The 23,345-nt window shown below is 63.6% G+C and carries 21 protein-coding genes and 1 pseudogene; 8 read left to right on the top strand and 14 right to left on the bottom strand.

Features of this window, described 5'->3' with window-relative positions; translation table 11 throughout:
• Position 1: 1 nt before the first annotated feature.
• The 4 genes from OC450_RS08050 to OC450_RS08035 all read right to left on the bottom strand — a co-directional run bounded on the left by OC450_RS08050 (position 2) and on the right by OC450_RS08035 (position 4,380).
• Entirely contained in the window at positions 2–1,012 is a 1,011-nt protein-coding gene (locus OC450_RS08050; RefSeq protein ID WP_262047622.1) for a branched-chain amino acid ABC transporter permease, read from the bottom strand.
• A gap of 201 nt (positions 1,013–1,213) precedes the next feature.
• The gene (locus OC450_RS08045) at positions 1,214–2,041 is read right to left on the bottom strand and encodes a helix-turn-helix transcriptional regulator (RefSeq protein WP_211383189.1); all 828 of its coding nucleotides are present in this window, start codon (positions 2,039–2,041) and stop codon (positions 1,214–1,216) included.
• 127 nt (positions 2,042–2,168) lie between these two features.
• Complete coding sequence (locus OC450_RS08040; RefSeq protein ID WP_262047621.1) at positions 2,169–3,419, bottom strand: ABC transporter substrate-binding protein; 1,251 nt, start codon at positions 3,417–3,419, stop codon at positions 2,169–2,171.
• A 202-nt stretch (positions 3,420–3,621) separates the two neighbouring features.
• Positions 3,622–4,380, bottom strand: a complete 759-nt coding sequence (locus OC450_RS08035; RefSeq protein ID WP_262047620.1) for an SDR family NAD(P)-dependent oxidoreductase — start codon at positions 4,378–4,380, stop codon at positions 3,622–3,624.
• 166 nt (positions 4,381–4,546) lie between these two features.
• Between OC450_RS08035 and OC450_RS08030 the strand changes: the two genes are divergently transcribed.
• The 8 genes from OC450_RS08030 (at position 4,547) to OC450_RS07995 (ending at position 13,011) form a co-directional block, all read left to right on the top strand.
• On the top strand, positions 4,547–5,806 hold the full coding sequence (locus OC450_RS08030) for an extracellular solute-binding protein (protein WP_262047619.1): 1,260 nt from the start codon (positions 4,547–4,549) through the stop codon (positions 5,804–5,806).
• A 2-nt stretch (positions 5,807–5,808) separates the two neighbouring features.
• Positions 5,809–6,750, top strand: a complete 942-nt coding sequence (locus OC450_RS08025) for a carbohydrate ABC transporter permease (RefSeq protein WP_262047618.1) — start codon at positions 5,809–5,811, stop codon at positions 6,748–6,750.
• Positions 6,743–7,591 carry a carbohydrate ABC transporter permease gene (locus OC450_RS08020; RefSeq protein WP_211383194.1) on the top strand — a complete coding sequence of 283 codons (849 nt, stop codon included), beginning with the start codon at positions 6,743–6,745 and terminating at the stop codon, positions 7,589–7,591. Before OC450_RS08025 ends, OC450_RS08020 begins: the two co-directional genes overlap by 8 nt.
• 22 nt (positions 7,592–7,613) lie before the next feature.
• On the top strand, positions 7,614–8,711 hold the full coding sequence (locus tag OC450_RS08015) for a Gfo/Idh/MocA family protein (RefSeq protein WP_262047617.1): 1,098 nt from the start codon (positions 7,614–7,616) through the stop codon (positions 8,709–8,711).
• Positions 8,712–8,721: 10 nt separating this feature from the next.
• Positions 8,722–9,366 (top strand): ThuA domain-containing protein, encoded by a 645-nt coding sequence (locus OC450_RS08010; RefSeq protein WP_262047616.1) that lies wholly within the window; start codon positions 8,722–8,724, stop codon positions 9,364–9,366.
• A complete protein-coding gene (locus OC450_RS08005; protein WP_262047615.1) occupies positions 9,363–10,412 on the top strand; it encodes a LacI family DNA-binding transcriptional regulator in 1,050 nt (349 codons plus the stop codon). Before OC450_RS08010 ends, OC450_RS08005 begins: the two co-directional genes overlap by 4 nt.
• 353 nt (positions 10,413–10,765) lie before the next feature.
• Positions 10,766–11,821, top strand: a complete 1,056-nt coding sequence (locus OC450_RS08000; RefSeq protein ID WP_262047614.1) for a sugar phosphate isomerase/epimerase family protein — start codon at positions 10,766–10,768, stop codon at positions 11,819–11,821.
• A 14-nt stretch (positions 11,822–11,835) separates the two neighbouring features.
• Complete coding sequence (locus tag OC450_RS07995) at positions 11,836–13,011, top strand: Gfo/Idh/MocA family protein (protein WP_262047613.1); 1,176 nt, start codon at positions 11,836–11,838, stop codon at positions 13,009–13,011.
• A 99-nt stretch (positions 13,012–13,110) separates the two neighbouring features.
• Here the strand turns inward: OC450_RS07995 and OC450_RS07990 are convergent, their stop codons facing one another.
• The 10 genes and pseudogenes from OC450_RS07990 to OC450_RS07945 form a co-directional block, all read right to left on the bottom strand.
• Positions 13,111–13,815 carry a DUF1275 family protein gene (locus OC450_RS07990; RefSeq protein ID WP_211383200.1) on the bottom strand — a complete coding sequence of 235 codons (705 nt, stop codon included), beginning with the start codon at positions 13,813–13,815 and terminating at the stop codon, positions 13,111–13,113.
• 10 nt (positions 13,816–13,825) lie between these two features.
• The gene (locus tag OC450_RS07985; protein ID WP_211383201.1) at positions 13,826–14,608 is read right to left on the bottom strand and encodes a 3-hydroxybutyrate dehydrogenase; all 783 of its coding nucleotides are present in this window, start codon (positions 14,606–14,608) and stop codon (positions 13,826–13,828) included.
• A 40-nt stretch (positions 14,609–14,648) separates the two neighbouring features.
• Positions 14,649–16,268 (bottom strand): MDR family MFS transporter, encoded by a 1,620-nt coding sequence (locus tag OC450_RS07980; RefSeq protein ID WP_262047612.1) that lies wholly within the window; start codon positions 16,266–16,268, stop codon positions 14,649–14,651.
• 37 nt (positions 16,269–16,305) lie between these two features.
• Positions 16,306–17,455: pseudogene (locus tag OC450_RS07975) on the bottom strand (HlyD family secretion protein).
• A gap of 34 nt (positions 17,456–17,489) precedes the next feature.
• The gene (locus OC450_RS07970; protein ID WP_211383204.1) at positions 17,490–18,665 is read right to left on the bottom strand and encodes a DUF3734 domain-containing protein; all 1,176 of its coding nucleotides are present in this window, start codon (positions 18,663–18,665) and stop codon (positions 17,490–17,492) included.
• A 31-nt stretch (positions 18,666–18,696) separates the two neighbouring features.
• A complete protein-coding gene (locus OC450_RS07965; protein WP_262047611.1) occupies positions 18,697–19,497 on the bottom strand; it encodes an acetoacetate decarboxylase in 801 nt (266 codons plus the stop codon).
• A 76-nt stretch (positions 19,498–19,573) separates the two neighbouring features.
• Positions 19,574–20,779 carry an NAD(P)/FAD-dependent oxidoreductase gene (locus OC450_RS07960; RefSeq protein ID WP_262047610.1) on the bottom strand — a complete coding sequence of 402 codons (1,206 nt, stop codon included), beginning with the start codon at positions 20,777–20,779 and terminating at the stop codon, positions 19,574–19,576.
• A gap of 114 nt (positions 20,780–20,893) precedes the next feature.
• Positions 20,894–21,187: a hypothetical protein gene (locus tag OC450_RS07955; RefSeq protein WP_211383207.1), complete on the bottom strand. Its 294-nt coding sequence runs from the start codon at positions 21,185–21,187 to the stop codon at positions 20,894–20,896.
• A gap of 101 nt (positions 21,188–21,288) precedes the next feature.
• Positions 21,289–22,239: a helix-turn-helix transcriptional regulator gene (locus OC450_RS07950; protein ID WP_262047609.1), complete on the bottom strand. Its 951-nt coding sequence runs from the start codon at positions 22,237–22,239 to the stop codon at positions 21,289–21,291.
• A 51-nt stretch (positions 22,240–22,290) separates the two neighbouring features.
• Positions 22,291–23,238, bottom strand: coding sequence for a helix-turn-helix transcriptional regulator (locus OC450_RS07945; RefSeq protein ID WP_211383209.1), 948 nt, complete (start codon positions 23,236–23,238; stop codon positions 22,291–22,293).
• Positions 23,239–23,345: the final 107 nt, after the last annotated feature.

Here is a 23,345-nt window from a genome sequence, read left to right as displayed (position 1 = left end):
GTCAGCGCCTCGCAAGCAGGCCCTGCGGCCGAAGCGCCAGCACCAGCACCATGATCAGGAAGGTCACGACGATGGCGTAGGTCGGGATGTAGACCGAGCCGAGCTGCTCGGCGAGGCCGATGATTAGCGCGCCGAGCGCGGCGCCGGGAATCGAGCCCATGCCGCCCACAATCACGACCACGAGCGAGGCGAGCAGGAAGCGGATGTCCTCGCCGGGCGAGAGGGACTGGAAGGTGCCGCCGACGACGCCGGCGATGCCGGCAAGCCCTGCGCCGAGCGCGAACACGAGCACGAAGACGATCTGGATGCGTACGCCGGTTGCGGCGAGGATGTCGCGGTCGTCGACGCCGGCGCGGATGATCATCCCGATCCGGGTGCGGTTGAGCGCGAGCCACATCGCGATGCCGATAATGACGGAAGCCAGGAAGATCACGAGCCGCACCAGCGGATAGCGCAGGTACACTGGCTCGCCCGAGGATTTCACCGCGGTGATCAGCGGCAGCTCGATCGGGCCGATCAGCCAGTTCGGGGTCTGGATCTGGTAGAAGTCGCCGCCGCAGGCCCACAGCATCAGATCGGCGAACACGATCGAGAGCCCGATGGTCACCATGGTCTGGCGCAGATCCTGGCCCTCCATGCGGCGGAAGACGAGAACCTGGAGCAGGACGCCAACCAGTGCAGTCATGATGAAGGCGACGATGAACGAAAGGATCCAGGAGCCGGTCGAGGCGCTGATGGCATAGCCGACATAGCCGCCGAACAGATAGAGCGAGCCGTGCGCGAGGTTGACGTTGCGCATCAGGCCGAAGATCAGCGTAAAGCCGCTGGCCACGAGAAAATACAGACCGCCAAGCGTGATGCCGTTGAAGAGCGCATTGAGGAAGACCCGCTTGCGGCCGATTGTCTCTTCCAGTGCCGGCGGCCACACCGCGAAGATGAGCCAAAGCGCCACGGCGACAGCGATGATGACGATCAGCGCCCAGGCGGGATGACGCTCGACAAAGCGGGTCATGATTGCCGCTCCGTCTTAACGTCACTCCAACTCTCGCCCCAAAAGCAGGGCGAGGGAGCACGCAGACCGTCACCGGCCGCAAGCCCTGCCATGAACGTGCGCTCCCTATCGAGCGCGATCCTCTTTTCGGGACCGCGTTCCGCACATCCTAATGAGACTGCAAGGGAGGTGCTTGATCGACAGTATCTTTTCGCGCGCCCCTCAGGCTCGCAAAACCTTGGCGGCGCGGCGATAATCGGTCGGGGCCATCCCGACATTGGCGGCGAAAAAGCGCGTGAAACCGCTTTGCGAGGAGAAGCCGAGATCGAAGCCGATATCGGCGATCGGCGCCTCGCTCGCCACCAGCGCCTCCAGCGCCTGCTCCATCATCAGCGTGTTGAGATAGAGGTGCGGAGTGACGCCGGTCTGGGTACGGAACAGGCGGTAGAAATGCGGTCGCGACAGGCCGGATTCGCGGGCGATGGTGTCGAGCTCGATCTCGGCGCCGGGGCTTTCCGACATCATCTTGATGCACTTGCGCACGCGAAAATCGGTGACGGAGCCGTTTGCGCGCGGATCGCGCGCGGCCTCCGCCTGTTGCCAGCTCTCGTCGTAGCAGATGTCGATCAGCCTTCTCAGCTCGCCATCGAGGCTATTGAGCGAGGGTGCGCCGCACACGAGGGCGGCTGCGTGCCTGATATGCTTGTCCAGTGCGATAGACCGCGTGAACTGGGTCCGGCCGAAGCGCAGGCGGTCGGTACCCGGTGCATCGGGCGCAAACCACTCCGCATTGACATAGAGCACGAAGAAAACGGCGCCGCCTTCGAGATCGGACGGCAGGAAATTATGCGGCTCCCATGGATTGACCGCGACGACGGAACCTTCGGTGAGCTCGTAACGTCCATCGCTGACATCGATGCATGCGGGACGCCCCCCGACATGGAAGATCAAATGACCCTCACGATGCGCGTGGATGTTGAAAGGGCGGTTCAACTGATAGACCGTCGCCCGGCCGAAGCGGCCGTGGAAGACGGCGAGCGCCCGGCTCATGCCTTCCCTCCCAGAAGCTCTTGTTTTTTTATAGCGTTCAACAACCGGGGAGAGAATGCAAGGGCGCAGGAGTCGCGCTCTTTGCAAATCTCTCCCCGGTCAGTCATCGCTCGCGAACGAGACTACGTCAGTACTTCTTACATTCCGGTATTGTACGGCTTGGCAAACCGATCTTGGCGAATACCGCAGGGTCGTAGCCCAGCGTCTGGTTGACGTTGGGAATCACCTTCACGACCTTCGAGAACAGCGCGCCCTTGCCGTCGTCGACGACTTCGGTGACGAAGTTTGTGCCGATCGCCTGTCGGTTGGAGTCGAGCTTGATCTTGCCGTTGGGCGCGTCGAGCTCGATCTTGGCGAGGGCTTCCTTGTACTTGGCCTGGTTGTTGGAGAGATCGCCATTGACCTGACGCAGCGCCAGGATCAGCGCCATGGTCGAGTCGTAATAGTTGGTGGCGAGCAGCGACGGGCTCGGGAAGCGCTTGTTCGGCGGGAAGGCGTCCTGATAGTTCTTGACGAACTTCTGCCAACTTGGATCCTCCCAGGTATCGGCCTGACCGCTCGCGGCCAGCGTGCCGACCAGCGCGTTCTTGGCGTTGCCCTTGGACGAGAGAATGGTCTGGTCGATCATGATCGAGCCACCCATCAGATGCGCCTTGCCGCCGGCCTGCTGGTACTGGTTGAGGAAGTTGACGGCGTCGGCGCCGCCGAGGCCGAGATAGATCGCGTCGACATCGTCGGGCAGCGCCGCGATGACCGAGGCAAAGTCCTTGGTGCCGAGCGGCACCCATTGCCGGTTGGTGACCTGTCCGCCGGCGCCGCAGAACTCGAGCACGAGGCCGAACACCTGGGTGTAGATGAAGGAGTAGTCCTCGCCGACGGTCGCTATCTTGCGATACTTCTTTTCTTCATAGGCGTATTTGCCGAGGCCCACCTGCCATTGTGCGCCGTCCATATTGTAGCGGAAGAAATTCGGGGCGGGGTCGACATAGGTCGTTTCCTGGGCGCCCGAAGCGGCGTTGATGAAGGTCAGCTCCGGATGGGTCTTTGCGAAATTCTTGACGGCGATGCCTTCGTCACCAGACAGCGGCGACAACAGGATCTGCACCTTGTCCTGCTCGATCAGTTTTCGCACGGCACGAACCGCGGAATCGGGCGTCGCGTCGGTGGACGCGATGACGAATTCGAGCTCCTTGTCGCCGACCTTCTTGCCGAGCACGTTGAGCGCCGTCTGGAAACCGCGGATACCGTCTTCGCCGAGCACGGTGTAGGTGCCTTCGAGCGTTGCGGTGACGCCGACCTTGATCTTTTCCTGGGCGATCGCTGCGCCCGAAAGAAACAGACTGCTCAGCGCGAGCAGTCCCACACTGCATTTCGACATTGTGCTCCTCCCTGTGTGTCGTCGCTTTGTTGCCGCGCCGAACCGGGCGCTACGCCCGTGGCTCTCGAACGGCCCGCGGCTTTGGAGGGAAGCTAGCCGAAGTCGAACGCGGCGCCTGCGTAGGCGCCTCGTCCGGTTTGACGGGCAGTCTCATTTTTGAATGTTGCGGCGCAAGTGGTTTTGCGGTGCAACTCGAAGCATCTCACACCCAGCCGCCATCTACGATGTAGTGCTGGGCGGTGCAGGCGGAGGCCTCGTCGGACGCGAGGAATACGGTGAATCTGGCGACCTCATCGGGTACGAGCTTGCGCTTCAGGCATTGCCGCTGCATCAGCTCGACCTCTCCCTGTGGCGTCATCCATTTCTCGAGCTGGCGCTCGGTCATGATCCAGCCCGGCGCTATCGCGTTCACGCGGATATTGTAGGGACCGTAGTCGCGCGCCAAAGAGCGCGTGAGGCCGATGACGCCGGATTTGCTTGCCGTGTACGCGGCCATGCCGCCTTGTCCGGCGATCCATGATACCGAGCCGAAATTGATGATGGCGCCGGCATTCGCCGCCTTCATGTCCGGCAGCACGGCTTGTGCCGCAAAGAACTGGTGCTTCAGGTTCACCGCGATGCGGTCGTCCCAATACTCCGGCGTCACCCCCTCGGTCTCGTGCCGTTCGTCATGCGCGGCATTGTTGACGAGGATACTGATCGCGCCGTGCGCGTTTCGCGCCTCCGCGACACTGGCGCGCAACGCGGCGATGTCGGTCAGGTCGACGCGCTGGAAATGCGCAGCCAGACCTTGATCCGACAACTCGCGTGCGAGGCGTTGGCCTTCGTCGGTTTTGATGTCGAAGAATACGACGTTGGATTTCTGCTGCGCGAAGCGCCGCACGATCGCAGCGCCAATTCCCGATGCGCCACCGGTGACGAGAACGACCTTGCCGGCGAGGTCGGAATAAACGGCGGCCATGGGCACCTCTCGTGTTGCGTTGTGGGCGGTGCGAGGGTCGCCCGATTCTGCCGCAGACCTTAGCCATTTCGGTCGTGAGGTTCATAGATCAGAATTTTAGTTGCGTACCTCAAAAATCGAAGGCAGGATTGCAGCCAAAGAATAAGAGCCTGTTGGGAGGGATGTGATGAGACTGCTCGGGAAGCTGGGACTCGCCGCTGCCGCATGCCTGCTTTGGGCCAACTCTGCCGCAGCCGACACAACCGTGAAATGGCTGCACATCGAGGCCAATCCGGCCCAGGTGAAGATCTGGGAGGAGGTTGCGCGTGCCTATGAGGCGTCGCATCCGGGCGTCAAGGTCGAGATGCAGTTTCTCGAGAACGAGGCCTACAAGGCCAAGCTGCCGACCATCCTGCAATCCAGGGATCGGCCGAACATCATCTACAGCTGGGCCGGTGGCGTTCTGAAGACGCAGATCGAGGCTGGTGTCCTCGACGACATCACGGATTCCGTGAAGGGTTACAGCGACAGCCTCACGCCGGCTGCGCTGGCCGCCTTCACCAGCAATGGCCGCGTTTATGGTCTGCCGACCGCGCTGTCGCAGGTCGGCTTCCTCTGCAACAAGGAGCTGATGGCCAAGGCGAAGGTCGACCCTGCAGGGATCAAGAGCTGGGATGACCTGCTTGCCGCCGTCAAGGCGTTGAAGGCCGCCGGCGTTACGCCGATCGTGGTCGGCGGCGCCGACAAATGGCCGTTGCACTTCTATTGGACGCATCTTGCCGTGCGGATCGGCGGCAAGCCGGCCTTCGACGCGGCGCTGCGCGGCGAGAATGGCGGCTTCGCCGGCGAAACCTTCCAGAAATCCGGCGAGTTGTTCAAGCAGCTCGTCGATCTGCAGCCGTTCCAGAACGGTTTCCTGGGCTTCAAGAATCCGCAGGCGGTCGGCTATTTCGGCGACGGCAAGGCGGCAATGACGCTCGCCATCAGCACCGTCTATCACTTGCAGCGCGCGCTTGCCGCCGACAAGGTCGGCTTGAGCGAGGACAAGATCTGCTGGTTCGACTTTCCGGTCGTATCGGGCGGCAAGGGTGCGCCGACGGATACGCTCGGCGGCATCACCGGCTGGCTGATTACCAAGGACTCGCCGAAGGAGGCGGTCGATTTCCTGAAGTATTTCGTCTCGAAGGACGTGCAGACGCGGCTTGCGGCGGGCAATTTCATCATCCCGGTGGTGCAGGGCGCGGATGCGGGCCTCAACAATTCCTTCATGAAGCTGATCGCGGCCAACCTGACGAAGTCGAACTACCACCAGAACTTCTATGACCAGAGCCTCGGCCCCTCGGTCGGTCGCGTCGTCAACGATGTTACTGCCGAAATCGCCGGCGGCAGCATGAGCCCGCAGGACGCCGCCAAGGCGATCGAGGCGGCCTGGAAGCAGGGCAACTGACGGTGGCGCGACGGATCGCGAGCGCGCCGGCGATGAGCGTTGCCCAGACACCGTTCTCGCCGACGGCGGTCCGCGGTCCTGGCTGGGACGGCCGTTTCACGGTGCTGATCCTGTTCCTGCCGCCGGCGCTGCTGTTGTTCACGCTGTTCGTGGTCCTGCCGATCGGCGAGGCCGCCTGGTATTCGGCCTTCAACTGGAACGGGTTTGGCCGGCCGACCAACTGGATCGGCTTCGACAATTACCGCTTCGTGCTGGAGACGCGCGCCTTCTGGCTTGCGCTGCGCAACAACGGGCTGATCATCGCGGTCTCGGTGCTGATCCAGCTGCCGCTGGCGCTCACGCTCGCGCTGATGCTCGCCGAGCGCTTTCGCGGCGCAGTGGCGCTGCGCATGCTGTTCTTCATGCCCTATATCCTGGCCGAGATCGCAACCGGGCTGATCTTCTCATTCGTCTATGACGGCGATTATGGCCTGGTCGCCTCGATCTGGCGCACCTTCGGCGCCGAGCCGCCGCATCTGCTGGCCTCGACCGATACGGCGATGCTGGCGGTGCTGATCGTCGTCGTATGGAAGTATTTCGGCTTCCACATGATGCTGTTCATCGCCGCACTCCAGGGGCTCGACAAGAGCCTGGTCGAGGCCGCCACCATCGACGGCGCGACGCGGTCTCAGACGCTCCGCCACGTCGTCGTTCCACTGCTCTATCCGACGATCCGGCTCTCGGTGTTCTTCGCCATCATCGGCTCGCTGCAGCTTTTCGATCTCGTCATGCCGTTGACGCGCGGGGGACCCGCGGATTCCTCCAACACGATGGTGAGCTTCCTCTACAACAACGGCATCTCCCGCATGCGCGTCGGCTACGGCAGCGCCATCGGCGTCATCCTGTTCGTGATCTGCGTGACCTTTGCCTTCACCTACAAGCGTTGGTTCATGCGCGATGAATGATGCCGAGACCACCCGTACGCCGTTCGATCCCGCCATCCTGTTCAAGGCGCTGTTTCTCGCCGTGATCGCCGTCCTCGTGCTGGTGCCGCTGCTTGCGACCCTGCTCGGCGGTTTCAAGTCGCTCGGTGAGCTGCGCGTCAATCCGTTCGGCCTGCCCAGGCACTGGGAATGGCAGAACTATGCCGACATCCTGTTCTCGGCGCGCTACTGGCAACTGCTCCGCAACTCCCTGGTCATCTCGACGCTTGCGGTGATCCTGACCCTGATCGTGGCCTCGATGGCGGCGTTCACCTTCGCCCACGTCAAGTTCTACGGCAGCTCGATGCTGCTGAGCTACCTGACGCTCGGCCTGCTGTTTCCCGCCGCGACCGCGGTGCTGCCGCTCTTCATCAAGGTGCGAGATCTCGGCTTGCTCGATACCTATTTTGGCGTTGCGCTGCCGCAGGTGGCCTTCAGCCTCGCGATGAGCGTGCTGCTGCTGCGACGTTTCTTCAAGGACATCCCTTATGAACTGCTGGAGGCTGCGCTGGTCGATGGCTGCAGCTATATCAAGTTCTTCCGTTATGTGACGTTGCCCTTATCAAGGCCGATCCTGGCGACCGTCGGCACCATCACCTTCGTCAATAGCTGGAACGCCTATCTGCTGCCGCTGGTGATGCTCAATACCGACGCGCTCTATCCCTGGCCGCTCGGTATCATGGTCTATCAAGGCGAGTATTCGTCCGAGTGGCACCTGATCCTGGCCTTCATCACGCTGACCATCCTGCCGACGGTCATTCTCTTTCTGCTGGCGCAGAAGCACATCGTCGCCGGCCTCACCGCGGGCGCGGTCAAGGGATGAACGGCATCTCACGGAGATCACAATGAGAAAAGTAGGCGTTGGAATCATCGGCTGCGGCAATATCAGCACCGCCTATCTGAAGGCGGCCCAGCGCTTCCCGGTCATGGAAATCAAAGCGCTCGCTGATATGCGCAGCGATGCCGCGGAACGCCAGGGCGCAGCCTTCGGCCTGCCGGGGGTGCGGGTCGATCAGTTGCTGAAGCGTGACGACGTCGAGATCGTCATCAATCTAACGGTGCCGCTCGCCCACACCGACGTCAGTCTCGCGGTGCTCAATGCCGGCAAGCACGTCCACTCCGAGAAGCCGCTCGGCATCAACGTCGCGGAAGCCCGCAAGGTGATGGACCTCGCCGCGCAGAAAGGCCTTCGCGTCGGTTGCGCGCCCGACACTTTCCTCGGTGGCGGACACCAGACCGCGCGCAAGCTGATCGACGACGGTGCGATCGGCACGCCCGTTGCGGGCAGCGCCTTCTTCGGCTGTCCCGGTCACGAGCGCTGGCATCCGGCGCCGGGCTTCTACTATTTGCGCGGCGGCGGGCCGATGCTGGACATGGGACCGTATTACGTCACCGATCTCGTGCAGTTGCTCGGCCCGGTCGTGAGCGTGATGGGCTCGACCGCGCGCCCGAAATCCGAGCGTCTGGTCACCAGCCAGCCGATGAACGGCACACTGATTCCCGTCGAGGTATCGACCCATGTGGCGGGCACGCTCGAATTCGAGAGCGGGGCGGTCGTCTCGATCGCCATGAGCTTCGACGTGCCGAAGCACCGGCACGCGCCGATCGAGATCTACGGCGACAAAGGCAGCATGCTGGTGCCGGACCCGAACCGGTTCGGCGGCGAGGTGCAGGTGGCGAGGACCGGCGGTGAATGGGAGACGGCGCCGCTGACGCACGGCCACGTCGACGGCGAGTTTCGCTCGATCGGTGTCGCCGACATGGCTGCCGGGATCCTGAACAACCGGCCGCACCGCGCCAGCGGTGCGTTGGCTTTCCACGTGCTGGAGGTGATGGAGGCGTTCCAGACCTCCGCCGACGAAGGGCGGCGCGTCGAGATCGAGAGCCGCGTCGAGCGGCCGGCGATGCTGCCGGCCGGACGCGAAACCGGACAGATCGACTGAGGACATGAACATGCGCAAGGCAATGATTGTTTGGGGCGGTTGGCCGGGACACGATCCGGACCTGTGTGCCTCGATGATCCGCGGCTGGCTCAAGGCGGAAGGCTTCGAGGTGCGGATCGAAACCACGACCGCGGCGTTCGCCGACCCCGCGATTCACGATCTGTCGCTGATCATCCCGATCTACACCATGTCGAAGATCGAAAAGGCGGAAGCGCTCAATCTCTGCGCGGCGGTGCGCAGCGGTGTCGGTCTCGCCGGCCATCATGGCGGCATGTGCGACGCGTTCCGCGATTCCGTCGATTACCAATTCCTGTGCGGCGGACAGTGGGTTGCGCATCCCGGCAACATCATCGACTACAAGGTCGACTTGACGAAGCCGGATGATCCCATCATGAAGGGTCTGAAGAGTTTCGAGCATCGTTCAGAGCAGTATTACATGCATGTTGACCCCGCCAATGAGGTGTTGGCGACGACGACCTTCACCGGCGAGCACGCGCCCTGGATCGAGGGCGTGATCATGCCGGTGGTCTGGAAGAAGCACTACGGGACGGGCAGGGTGTTCTATTCCTCGCTCGGCCACCGTGCCTACGAGCTCGACGTACCGGAGATCCGAACGTTGATGACGCGCGGCATGCTGTGGGCGGCGCGGGAATGACAGCCGGTGCGACGCAGCCGGCGGTTCGCGCCACGCTGGAGGACGTCGCGCGTGCGGCGGGCGTTTCGCTCGCAACCGTCGACCGCGTCGTCAACCGGCGCGAGGGCGTGCGCGCCAAGACCGTCGCGCGCGTCGAGGCCGCGGTGGCAAAACTCGGCTATCGGGGTGATGTCGCGGCGGCGCGGCTCGCGCGCGGACAGACGTTCCGCTTCGCCTTCGTGCTGCCGAGCGGCAGCAACAGCTTCATGACCAATCTGGCCGAGCAGGTCCGGCGCACCGCGGACTGGCTCGCCGGCCATCGTGGCTTTATCGATATTCTCCACGTCGACGTGTTCGATCCGGATGTACTCGCCAGTGCGCTGGAAGACCTGTCGCCGGCCTATCAGGGGGTCGCCGTCATCGCGCTCGACCATCCCAGGGTGCGCGCGGCGATCGACGAACTCGCCGCCCGCGGGGTCGCCGTGGTGACCCTCGTGTCGGACGCGCCGAGCTCGCGCCGGCTCCATTATGTCGGAATCGACAACCCGGCCGCGGGGCGAACTGCGGCAACGCTGATGGGACGCTTCCTCGCGGGCCGCGAGGGAACGGTTGCCGTGATCGCCGGATCGTTGTCGCTGCGCGATCACACCGAGCGGCATTTCGGCTTCCACCAGATCCTGTCCAGCGAGTATCCGAACCTGCTCGCGTTACCGGCCATCGAGGGCCGCGACGACGCCGCGCGCACGAGGGAGCTCACTGCCGCGCTGCTCGCGAGCCATGTCGATCTTCGTGGCATCTACTGCTGCGGCGCCGGCAATCGTGGCATCGCCGATGCGCTTGAGAGCTCGGGACGCGCGCGCGAAGTGGTCTGGATCACTCATGAGCTGACCCGGTATACGCGGCGTTTCCTGGTCCACGGCACGCTCGACGCAATCATCAACCAGGATCCCGGCCACGAGGCGCGGTCTGCGGCGCGAGTCCTGCTCGCGCATTGCTCGGGCGAGCCCATCAGCCCCGACCAGGAGCGCATTCGTATCGACATTTTTCTGCGAGACAATCTGCCGTAATTTCGAACCCGTCGTTGATGCGCGGGTCTTCAGCGGTTTGAGCACCGTGAACGTCGATCGTCGAACGAGCTTACAAGCGTGCGCAGGATCAGCTGGATGCAAAGCTATCAAGTCGGCAAAGGTGTGCGCGTCGAGCGACCGGCTCCGCTGTCCGACCTCGAGGCGATGGCGTTGTGTGCCGGGGAGACGGTCTGAAGCCGGGATTGTGCCCGGCTGCGATTGCCCGATCTCAGCATTGGGGTGAAATGCCCGCCCGGTCTACGGGAACCAGCAAGGGGAGACGAGTTTTTGGTGGTGTATCGAACTCAGCGGGCGCGTGCTGCTGGAGCGTTCAGGGTAGAAGGAAGCATTCGATGAAGACGATCAAAGGACCGGCGATATTCCTCGCTCAGTTCGCTGCCGACGCGGCGCCGTTCAACTCCTTCGATTCGATCTGCGGATGGGCCGCCGCGCTTGGCTACAAGGGGGTCCAGATTCCGAGCTGGGATGTGCGGCTCTTCGACCTGAAGAAGGCTTCGGAATCGCAGGACTACGCCGACGAGGTGAAGGGTATCGCAGCCCGTCACGGCCTTTGTATCACCGAGCTCTCGACCCATCTCCAGGGGCAGCTCGTCGCCGTTCATCCGGCCTATGACACGGCGTTCGACGGCTTCGCTGCACCTGAGGTTCGCGGCAACCCGAAGGCGCGCCAAGAGTGGGCCGTTGACCAGGTCAAGCGCGCGATCCTGGCCTCCAGGCGTCTCGGTCTCACCGCGCACGCAACCTTCTCAGGGGCACTTGCCTGGCCCTACATCTATCCATGGCCGCAGCGTCCGGCCGGCCTCGTCGAGGCCGCCTTCGACGAACTCGCGAAGCGCTGGCGGCCGATCCTTGACCATGCGGACGAGCAGGGCGTCGATCTCGCCTACGAGATCCACCCTGGCGAGGATTTGCACGACGGTGTCTCCTACGAGATGTTCCTCGAGCGTGTGAATAACCACAAGCGCGCGAACCTGCTCTACGACCCATCGCACTTCGTGCTGCAGCAGCTCGACTACCTCGACTACATCGACATCTACCACGACCGCATCAAGGCTTTTCATGTCAAGGACGCCGAGTTCAACCCGACCGGTCGCCAGGGTGTCTATGGCGGGTTCCAAAGCTGGGTCGACCGTGCCGGCCGCTTCCGCTCGCTGGGCGACGGCCAAGTCGATTTCGGCGCCATCTTCTCGAAATTGACGCAGTACGACTACGGGAGCTGGGCGGTGCTCGAATGGGAATGCGCGCTGAAGCATCCCGAGCAAGGTGCGCGCGAGGGCGCGGAGTTCATCGAAAACCATATCATCAGCGTCACCGAAAAGGCGTTCGACGATTTCGCAGGTTCCGGTACGAACCAGCAGGCGAACCGCAAGATGCTGGGCATCTCCTGAGCGAGGGGAAAAATATGGCTATCGAAGCAAGCAATGAAGCTGGCGGTCATCGTCGTATCCGGCTCGGCATGGTCGGTGGCGGCCAGGGAGCCTTTATCGGTGCCGTACACCGTATTGCGGCCCGTATCGACGACCAGTTCGAGCTCGTTGCCGGCGCGCTCGCGTCTGATCCGGTTCGGGCCAAGGCCTCGGCGAAGGAGCTCGGCATTGCCGACCATCGCGCCTATGGCTCCTTCGAAGAGATGGCGAAGCTCGAAGCCGCGCGAGCGGACGGCATCGAGGCCGTCTCGATCGTAACTCCAAATCACACGCACGGCCCGGTCGCCAAGTCCTTCCTTGAAGCCGGCATCCACGTCATCTGCGACAAGCCGCTGACGACGACCGTCGCGGAAGCCGAGGAGCTGGTGGCGCTCGTCGGGAAGAGCGGCAAGGTGTTCGTGGTGACGCACAACTACACGGGCTATCCGATGGTCCGGCAGGCCCGCGCCATGGTCGCGAATGGCGACCTCGGCGAGATTCGGCTGGTCCATGCCGAATATCTCCAGGACTGGCTGACCGAGCGGTTGGAGGCAAGCGGCCACAAGCAGGCGGCATGGCGCACGGACCCCGCCCGGTCCGGCGCCGGTGGATGCATCGGTGACATCGGTACCCACGCCTACAATCTCGCCTGCTTCGTCACCGGGCTGGAGCTCGACGAATTGCTCGCACAACTTTCGACCTTCGTTGAGGGACGGCGCCTCGATGACGATGTCCAGATCCTGCTCAGGTGGAAAGGCGGAGCCAAGGGCATGCTCTGGGCGAGTCAGGTCGCCGTCGGCAATGAGAACGGCCTCACCTTGCGCGTCTACGGCAGCAAAGGTGGCCTCGAATGGGCGCAGGAGAAACCGAACCATCTCTGGTTCACGCCCTACGGCCGGCCGAAGCAGCTCCTGACCCGGGGCGGCACCGGCGCCTTGGGTGAGGCGAGTAGGGTCACCCGCGTCCCCTCCGGCCACCCCGAGGGTTACCTTGAAGGTTTTGCGACTATCTATGCCGAGGCGGCGCGCGCCATCCGCGCGGCAGAGGCCGGCCAAAAGCCGGATCCTGAGGTGATCTTTCCAACCGTTGAGGATGGCCTGGCAGGGGTGAAGTTCATCGACGCTGCCGTGAAGTCCGCCACACGCAAAGGTGCCTGGGTTCGGATGACCTAACCTCTGACGCGTCGGCCATGAGGCAGTCGGTCGATACCGGCGCTCGCTGCGATGAAAGGGCTCATCTTGGCGTCACGATTGGTACTCCGCCATCTGCCGTTAACGCACCCCAATTGCAACGGCAGCCAGCGCCGTCGGGAGAGACCAGGCCCAATCTCCCGTCAACGAAACCGCGGCCGCGGCAACGACACATCCCAGGAGAAATCCGAGCAAGCGATCCAGCGAGCGGTGCAGCGGCGTTGAATCGTGCGGCAGTAGGGGATGGCGCACCGAGAGCAAGTCCATCGCTGACAAGACGGCATTGGCGAGATTACCGGTCATCACCGCCGTCGAAATCGCGCCAGGCACGGCGAGGCGAAGGAGCGCGTACTGGCAGGCCATGGCGGACACAGCCATCATCGCCGCCCAGCCGGCCCGCACACCAATCGGATCGATGGATGGCTTCGCAATGACGCTGAAGATCAATAGCGCGGCAAGCACAAGGAATTGAACCAGAAGCAACAGCCGCGCCAGGCTCGGCCCGTGCCTCTGGGAAGCGCGGGCGATCAGCCCGACGGTGGCCAGGGCCAGCACGAAGACCGGAATCGCCAACAACTGGGCGCAATGAAACGAGCCGCCGTCGACGGCAACGACGGTGGCCAGCACGATATTGCCGGTCACATGGGCCGTGAAGATATGGCCGAGGGTGGAGAAGCCGGTGAAGTCGACCATTCCGGCGATGACGCTGAGCAACGGTGGCAACCGCGCCTCGAGGCGCGACAGCTCCACTGCGTCGTCAGATGAATCAGCCGACCTTTGCAACATGAGAGAGCCTCTATTGCGCGGTCCAGCCACCGTCGACCGAGATCGCTGTGCCCGTGATCTGATCGGCGGCGGCCGAGCACAGGAAAGCCACGGTGGCCCCAAGCTGTGCCGGAGAGACGAATTCGAGGGATGGCTGCTTCTCGGCCAGCAGGTCCCTGGCGGCTTCCTTTTGGCCGATGCCTCTTTGCGCCGCGATGTCGTCGATCTGCTTGTCCACCAACGGCGTTCGTACCCATCCAGGACAAACCGCATTGCAGGTCACGCCGCTTCCGGCGGTCTCCAGGCCCACCACTTTGGTCAAGCCGACCAGCCCGTGCTTGGCAGCGACGTAGGCCGCCTTGTGTGTCGACGCGACGAGGCCGTGGGCTGAAGCGATGTTGACGATCCGCCCCCAGCGCTGCGTCTTCATCTGCGGCACGGCCGCCGCGATGCCGTGGAACGCCGCCGATAGGTTGATGCCCAGAATCGCGTCCCACTTGGCGGCCGGAAAATCTTCGACCGGCGCGGTGAACTGGATGCCTGCATTGTTCACGAGAATGTCGAGGCGTCCGAACTTGTCGATCGTCGCGGCAATCAGGCCGCGCACGGCGTCCGCCTTCGACATGTCCGCGCCGTCGTAGACGACACGCACCCCAAGCTCGCGCGCAATTCCGCTGCGGATCGTCTCGATTTCGCCGGCATCGCCGAAGCCGTTCAAGACGAGGTCCGCTCCGAGCCCGGCCAACTCTCTGGCGATGCCGAGCCCGATGCCGCTGGTCGATCCGGTCACGATGGCAACCTTGTTCTTCAACATGGGAGTTTCCTTTCCGTTGGGGATGCGCGTTGAACGATGATCAGTGGGCACCGCCGGCCTCGAGCGGGCCGGACTTCTTCAGCAGGAGCGCGGCCAGCAGCGCAATGATCAGGGCTGCACCGAGCACGTAGAAGGTGTCGCTGAAGGCCAGGATGAAGGCTTGCTTCTGCACGACCTTGCCGATCGCCACATAGGCGCGGTGCGTGGAGTCGACGCGATCGATGATGCCGTGGTTCATGAAATACTGCGTAAGCTGCTCGACCCGGGTGCGGGTCGCCTGTTCGAACATCGACACCGATTGCGTCAGCACGTTGGAGTGATATTGCTCGCGCTTGGTGAGCAGCGTCTGCAGCGCGGCAATGCCGATGGCGCCGCCGAGATTCCGTGTCATGTTGAATAGCGCGGATGCAGACCCGGCATTCTCGGACTCGATGCCGGCCGTGGCGACCGCCGAAAGCGGTGCGAAGCAAAGGGCCTGGCCAAAGGCACGGATCACGTTGGGCCAGAACAGTTGATCGGCCGCATAGTCATTGGTCATGTAGATGTTCATGAAGTTGGAGGCAGAGAACAGCGCAAAGCCGGCGCCGATTACGATACGCGGGTCGACGCGCTTCATGAGCTGCGGCACCATTGGGATCAGCAGGAGCTGCGGCAACCCGGTCCATGCCAGCACCATGCCGATCTGCTCGGAATTGTAGCCCTGGATGCGCGAGAGATAGACCGGCAGGACGTAGACCGAGCCGTAGAGAGCGACTCCAAGCAGGAGATTTGCGAGAACGCCGAAGCCGAAATTGCGGCGAACCAGCAGACGCAGGTTCAGCAATGGTTTGTCGGCGGTGAGTTCGATCGCGACGAACAGCGCCAGTGCGATCGCAGCGATCACGGCGAGACGAACGATGAACGGTGAGCCGAACCAGTCGTCCTTGTTGCCTTCCTCCAGAACGGTCTGCAGCGCGGCGAGCCCGATCGCCATGGTGATGATGCCCGCCCAGTCACCTTCGCGCAGCAGCGAGAGCCTCATGGGCTTCGATTCCAGCGAGACATACAGCATGGCGATCATGGCCGCGCCGGGCACGACGTTGACATAGAAGATGTAATCCCAGCCGAAATTCTCGGTGAGATAGCCGCCGATCGTCGGTCCGATTGCGGGCGCAAACGTCGCCGAGATCGCGAACAGTGCTAGGCCGATCGGCTGCTTCGCCTTCGGCAGCAGCGTAATGATCAGCGTGAATGCCATGGGGATCAGCACGCCACCGGTAAATCCCTGCACGGCGCGCAGCACGATCATCTGCGAGAGGTCTTGCGCGAGTGCGCAGGCTGCCGAGAACAGCAGGAAGAGGAGGGCGTTGGTCAGCAGGTAGATGCGTACCGAGAATACCTGCGCGAGCCAGCCGCTGAGCGGGATCACCACGATCTCGGCGATCAGATACGAGGTCGAGATCCAGCCGCCATCGTCGATGCCCGCGCCGATCCCGCCCTGGATGTCGGCAAGCGAAGCATTGACGATCTGGATGTTGAGGACCGCCATGAAGGCGCCGAGCGTGGAGCCGATCACCGCAAGCCAGGTTTTTGCGGAGACAACGGGAGCGGCTGGGGCCGCGGCGGGCGACCCAGCATCGCCGGTGGGAATGACGTCGACGATGGTTCGATCCGTGGTCATGGCGGTCTCTTCGCGTGCGCGGGAGGAGCGATGTGGTTCAGCTACGGGGCTGGGTGCGGCGCGATGCAACGCGCTTTTCGGCTTCGCGGTCGGCGAGAACGGCGCTCTTGGTGTTGATGGTCGGCAGCGCCGACATGCCGGGGCGCAACAGGCCCTTCAGTCTCTGGCCGTCGAGCACGATCTTCACCGGCACGCGCTGCACGATCTTGGTGAAGGTTGCCCGTTGCGTTGTCGGGCGGCAGCAGCGCGAATTCCAGGCCGCTCGCCGGCGACAGGCTCTCGACATGGCCTGTCAGTCTGGTCGAATGGAAGCTGTCGATCCGAAGCTCGACCGGCTGTCCGTCGCGCACATGGGTGAGCTGCGTCTCCTTGAAATTGGCGACCACATAGACCGCATCGAGCGGCACGACCGCCATCAGCTGGGTGCCGGCTTGCACGAACTGGCCGACCCGCAACGAGCGCGCGCCGACCGTGCCTTCGACGGGCGCCGTGATTTGCGTGTAGGACAGGTTCAGCGCCGCCTGCTGCTCCACCGCATGGGCGCGGTCGAGCTGGGCAACCGCCTTGGCACGGTCGGTCGCGAGCACCTCGATCTTCTTGCTGGCGGCGATCAACGCCGACTTCTCTGCGAGCAACTGGGCGGACTTCTCGCGCAGCGCCGCGTCGGTCTGCTGTGCGCGCTGGATGGTGCCGGAACCGGTCTTCATCAAGCCGTCGTAACGGGCCTGTTCCTCGCGTACGAACTTCAGCGCCGCTTCGCTGGCGTCCACCAGTGCGGCTTGCTGCTGGATCACGGACTCCTGCAATTCGATCTGCGCGTTGAGGTTACGCACCGCGGCATTGGCCGCGGCGACATCGGCATGGGCCTGATCGAGCGCCGCCCTGAAATCGCGGTCGTCGATCCGGGCCAGGATCTGACCGGTCTTGACCGGCTCGTTGTCGGAAACAAGGACTTCGGCGATGTAGCCGGAAACCTTCGGCGCGATGATGGTGGAATCGGCTTTGACATAGGCGTCGTCGGTCGTTTCCAGGTAGCGGCCGATCGTGAGGTAGTAGCGGGTGAACTCGGCCGCCCCGGCGACGCCGAGCGCCGCGACAAATATCAGCGCTGCCCGCCTGATCGCCTGCCGAGACGGGCGAAGCCTGGCTTGGGCCTTTCGTTCGGGGACAAAAGAAATGGTTGACATGGCATTCTCCTGAGGCTGCAGACGGCGCTAGAGCTCAATCGCGGCGATGAATATCGTGGGTGACGATGCCGAGCTCTGGTGACGGCGGGTCCAGGCGGCCCGGGTCGGCGAGAGTACGGCGGATGTCGTCGAGCCCGTTCTGCCAATGCCTGCGCATCGCACTCAGCCCAAACTCGTAGTCCCTGGAATGACCCTCGTAGGTCTTGGACTGGTAGATCAGGTGGACGATGTTGTAGGCGCGATGGCAGGCCATATCGGCAATGGCGCGGATTTCCGGCTTCGCTTTCGCGCTTTCCGGCAGTTCCTGCATGGTCCGTTGCAATGCCTGACGCATCTTCTGCATCCGCAACACCTGGTCGGTGACAGAGCGTGTGCGGCTCGAATACTGGATGTCCTTCTGCCGGCTCGACACTTCCATCAGGTCGTAGGGAACGCGGCCTCTGGCCGACCAGAGATCGATCTGGAACGTCAAGGTGTCGCGCGGCTCGCCGGACAGGACACGGGAGAGTGGCGTGTTCGACACCACGCCGCCATCCCAGTAATGTTCGCCTTCGATTTCGACGGCGGGGAATCCCGGCGGCAGCGCGCCGGACGCCATGAAATGTTTCGGTCCCAGCCGGCGTTCGGCGGTGTCGAAATAGGTCAAATTGCCGGTGCGGACGTTGACCGCGCCGACGCTGACGCGCACGTCGCCCGAGTTCAGCCGGTCGAAGTCGACGAGCCGCTCCAGCGTTTTGAGCAGCGGTGCGGTGTCGTAGAAGCTCGTCGCGGCATCGCCCGAGAACGGCGACCACAGCGGCGAGGGGAAGCGCGGCTTGAAGAAGCCGGGCTGGCCCTGGACCAAGGCTCTCGCGGCCGCCATCGCGTTGCGCAACGAGTTGATGTCGAACGCAAATGGCAAGGCATTGGCTAGCCCTTCGCCGGCGGGCCACTCGATCGAGAAGGCGCAGATGGTTTCCCAGAATTCGCGCAGCCTTTGCACGCGCTCGCCTTCGGGCGAGCCGGCAATGATGGCGGCGTTGAGGGCCCCGATCGAGATTCCGGCCAGCCAGTTCGGCCGGATGCCGGCTTCGTGCAGGCCCTCGTAGACGCCAGCCTGATAGGCGCCGAGTGCTCCGCCGCCCTGCAGGACCAGAGCGACCGCGTCATATGGCAGCGGCCTCGATTGCTGCGGCGCAGGACTGGTTTGCTCGCGCGTGACCTTAAGCATTTCGAACCTCCCGGTATTGCGGCTGATCCGATCAGCCGGCGTTTGCCTCGATAAGGATTTCGGATCTGGATCCGCGTCGCTGCGCAGTCGCGCCCGGCGAAAGATAGTCGTGGACCACGGTGCCGAGCCCGAGCGTCAGGTCGGCCACGAGGTGCTTGGCCGACAGCACCTCGAGGACCGGCAGTTCGGCGACGGGGGCGAGCGCGTGCGAATAAAGGTCGAGCGCAGCGGGGCCGGTCCATGCGCCCCTCACGGTGATGTCTTCGAGGTGGTAGCGGACCAGCTCGCAGATGCGGGCCGAGCCGTCGACATGCGGGATGATCTTGAGCAGGAAATTGGGCGCGGCGAGCTTGCTCGCCTCGGCTGCGCAATCGAGGGCGCGGTGCTTGTAGCCCATGGTGCCGGTTGCGATGCGTACCGAGCCATAGTTCAGGGTGCCGACCAGCGTATCGATCTCGACTGCAAGCTTCGGCTGTGCCAGCTTCTTGGGAAATCCCCACAGCTCACGCCCGCCTGCGATTGGCGGATGGTCGTTGAGAAACATCTGGTGGGTAAAGGTGCCCGCCTGGCTCTGATAGGACACAGGGATGACTTGACCGCTTTCGGTGTAATCGCCGAATCCGGTCGAGTCCGGCATGCGGATGAACTCGTAGTTCACGACCGGCTCCGTGAGCGCGAGCGGCTCGGGCACGATCCGGCGCAGCGCCTCGGGGTCGGTCCGGTACTGGATGATGAAGTACTCGCGGTTGACGAAGCGATAGGGGCCCGGCGGAAAAGCCGGGTTGGTCATCGGCATCGCAAACGCTGTCGCGCGGACGGTCTCGGGTTTCATTGCGGTGATCTCCACGTTGGTCGATTTTGAGCAGACTGCACTCTTTTGCGAGAAGCGCGGCCCTGGTTTGGTCGGTCTACACCTCGCCGACACGCTCGGGATCGGCTGCGGCCAGCGCGGCTGCACGCTCGGCCGGTGGCGGATAGATCCACACGGTGTTGATCTGTTGCTTGGTCTTCTTGGCCTCGGTCCCGACGAGCTCGAGCGTCCGATCCCAGCCACGCGTGAAGATCGCGCCAGCCTCGCCCAGGTCGAGACAGGTCGCATATGCCTCCTGGTGATACGGCTTCGTGGGGACTCCCAGCAGCTCGGCCGCGGCATTGTTGCCGGCAAAGGCGCCCATCCGCGTGGCGTGCTGGCACGACATCAGCGCGTAATTGCCGATGTTGTCGCTGGCGGCTCTTGCGGCGTCGCCGGTGGCAAAGACGCCGGCGACGTTCAGCACGCGCAAGTCGCGGTCCACCAGCAGCCGCCCAAAATTGTCGCGCTCGGCGGGAATTTGCGCGGTCAGAGGAGCGGCGCGCATGCCCGCCGCCCAGATCACGGTTTCACTTTCGATGTGTTCGCCGGAGGTCAACGTCACCCCGGAGTCGTCGAGCGATGCGACGCTCGCACCGAGCCGGGTCTCGACACCGAGCGTGCGCAGCGCATCCTCGATGACGGGGCGGGGACCCGCACCCATGTCGGGTGCAATCGCACTGTTCCGATCGACGATGACGATGCGCGGCCTGGCATCCTTGCCGAAGATCGCACGAAGCCGGGCGGGCATTTCCGTGGCGGTCTCGATTCCCGTGAAGCCGCCGCCGGCAACGACGACGGTGTCGCGTCCGTTCCTTGCCGGCCGACCGGCCAGACCGTGAAGATGCCGGTCGAGCGCAATTGCATCGTCGAGCTGGTCGACGCTGAAACCGTGCTCGGCAAGGCCGGGGATATTCGGACGAAACAGCCGGCTGCCGGTCGCCACCACCAGCCGATCGTAGGAGAGGTGCTTCTTCGCACCTTTGATACGGGCGATCTCCACCGTGCGAGCCGTAGTGTCGACCGCTTCGGTGCTGCCTTGTACGTAGACGACGTCAATCGCCTTGAGGACATCCTGCAGCGGCGCCGTCAGCGTTTCGGGCTTCGCTTCGTAGAGCCGCGGACGAACCACCAATGTCGGCTCGGGAGCCACCAGCGCGATCTCCAGCTCTTCGGGCGAGACGCCCTGGATATCGCGCAGACGGGCAGCCGAAAGTGCAGCGTACATGCCGGCAAAACCGGCGCCAATGATGACTATTCGCATGTGACTTTCTCCTGTGGTTGCTCTTCGGGGATACGCGCGTTGCCGCCGCCGCTGCCTGGGTGCGGCCTCTCGAACTCGACGACGACGCGAAGACGTGAAACGAACGCGCTGGTTTTAAGGGGAGAAACAGCTCGGCATCGACGATGCCCGCGGCGGCCAGCGGCGGAGGAAAGCCGCTCCGACGGCGATCGGGCCGCTCCAGTCGGCGTAGGGAAGCCGTGTGTCGTCGCTGAGCATGACGGACATCGCCGGAATCGTCCTGTGCATGAACTGGGTTGGAGTTTCCACGTCCTCGCCCGTTGCAGAGGCGAAGCGTACCGCCAATGACAGTCCGTAGACGATTGTGCCTGCGACTAGTCTGCGTCGCGGCGCGATTGCAGAGAGGCTGACGAAAGTCTTCGAGGTCATCTTCGTCTCCGTCTATTGGGAGCGTGGGGGACCCTGATCGTTTACCGGATCGACGCTGCGTCTGCGCCAGTGCGATTGCGGCACCTGCATCGCGATTGCTGTTACCGTATGCGCCGTCGCCAATCGCTGGGGGTTTCGCCGGTCAGCTTCTTGAATGCGGCGGTGAACGCAGTTTGTGAGGCATAGCCGAGCTTCGCGGCCACCGACACGATCGGCATATCGGTCTCGCGCAGCATGTTCATCGCCTGCTCCAGCCGCTGCTGGCGCAGCCACGCATGAGGTGAAAGCCCGGTGCTTTCCTTGAAGGCACGACAGAAGTGGAAGCGCGACAGGCCGGCATCCGAAGCGAGCGCCGCGAGCGACACGTCGGTATTGTTGTCCGAGCGCAGACGTTCGATCGAGCGTCGCAGAACATGGGAGCACAGGCCGCCCATGATCGGCTCGAACGTCGTGGGCACGCCAGTGTGATCGGCCAGGATACGTGTGGCCAGGACCTCCGTCAGCTGCTGCCTGAACAGTAGATCCAGGGCCGTATTGCCTTCCAGCACATCCGCTGCACTCATCAACAACCCGGATACGACAGGGTCGGGATGACCCGTTCGTTCCAGAAGATCGCCGAGGGTGGGCGCGTTGGCTTCGCGAACGACGCGTTCGAGCGCCGTGTGCGGAAGGTAGAGCTGGATGACGTCGACGAACCCGGGAATGTCCCATCTTGCGCTTGAACCGGCCGGAATGATGGTCACGACCCCGGAGCGGGCCGTTCCAATCGCAACCGATCTCCCGGAGCGACGCTCCAGGCGCTGAACGCCTGTGGGGTAAGTCATGATGACGTGGTCGGTCATGGGTTCGACCGCGTCATGGAGAGCCCCATGCTTCCAATGCGCGATGACGCCGCTGGAAGGGTCCGAAGCCATCTGGAGCGGTGCGGTCTTGAGGACGCGCGCCATTTCCACGTCGGCACGGCGCCGCTCGGTGACCGCGGTGTCGCGATGTCGCGCGCCGGGGTCGACGAGCAGAGCCTCCAAAGGATCGTGCAGGATCGGCTGGTTCATCGGGCTGTTCTCGCGTTCGAAGGCACTTCGTTGACTGCAGGGGGACAGTTGCTAACGCACGCGCCGCCGCCAATCGCTCGGCGTTTCCCCGGTCGATCGCTTGAATGCCGCAGCGAAGGCCGTCTGGGAGGCATAGCCAAGCTCCACCGCCACCGCCACGACCGATGCGTCGGTGTTGCGCAGCATATTCATCGCCTGCTCGAGCCGGTGTTGCCGCAACCAGGCAAGAGGTGAAAGCCCAGTGCTCTCCTTGAAAGCGCGGCAGAAGTGGAAGCGCGACAGGCCTGCGTCCGAAGCCAGGGCATCGAGGGAGACATCCGCATCGCTGTCCGAGCGCAAGCGTTCGATGGCGCGGAGCAGGACCTTCGGTGAAAGTCCACCCACGGTCGACTGGAACGCCGTCGGCGAGCCGGTATGTGCGGCCAGGAGGCGTGTGGCCAGGAGGTCGGTCAGCTGATGCCTGAACAGCACATCCAGCGCCCGATTGCCCTCCACCACACCGGCCGCGCTCAGGAGCAAGCGGGATGTAATGGGATCGGGATGCGCAGTTCGCTCCAGAAGGTCGGTCGGGTTGTGGGTCTCGGCTTGGTCGGCAACGCGCCTCAATGTGGCGTGAGGAAGATAAAGCTGGACGACGTCGACAGGTTTCGGAATGTCCCACCGGGAGCTTGAGCCTTCCGGGATGATGATCACGACCCCGGGACGAAACGTTCCTTTGACGACCGAGCTTCCCGACCGCCGCTCCATGCGCTGCACCGCGCCGTTGTAGGCCATGATGACGTGGTGGCTCATCGGCTCGACGACGTCGTGCAATGGTTCATGTTGCCAGTGGGCGATCCCGGCGCCGGAGGCGTCCAACGCCATGTGAAGTGGTGCGGTGTGGAGGACGCGCGTCATCTCCACATCGGCGGAGCGGCGGTCGGTAGCCTGAAAGTCCCTCTCTCGCGTCCTGGGTTCGACCGGCAGAGCGTCCAGGGTATCGACCATCGGCGTGCTCATGAATTGTGCTCGTGTTGGGGAAGTCTTGCGTTCAATTCCCGCCGGCCGATTCGTTGGTCGGTGGACAGAGCGGTTACCTCGACCATGTTCGTAACGATGATGGGAAA

The organism is Bradyrhizobium sp. Bra78 (genome assembly GCF_024519855.1).
GTDB lineage: Bacteria > Pseudomonadota > Alphaproteobacteria > Rhizobiales > Xanthobacteraceae > Bradyrhizobium > Bradyrhizobium japonicum_G.
Note: the sequence above shows the minus strand (reverse complement) of the source record. Positions and strands in the feature narration are given on the sequence as shown.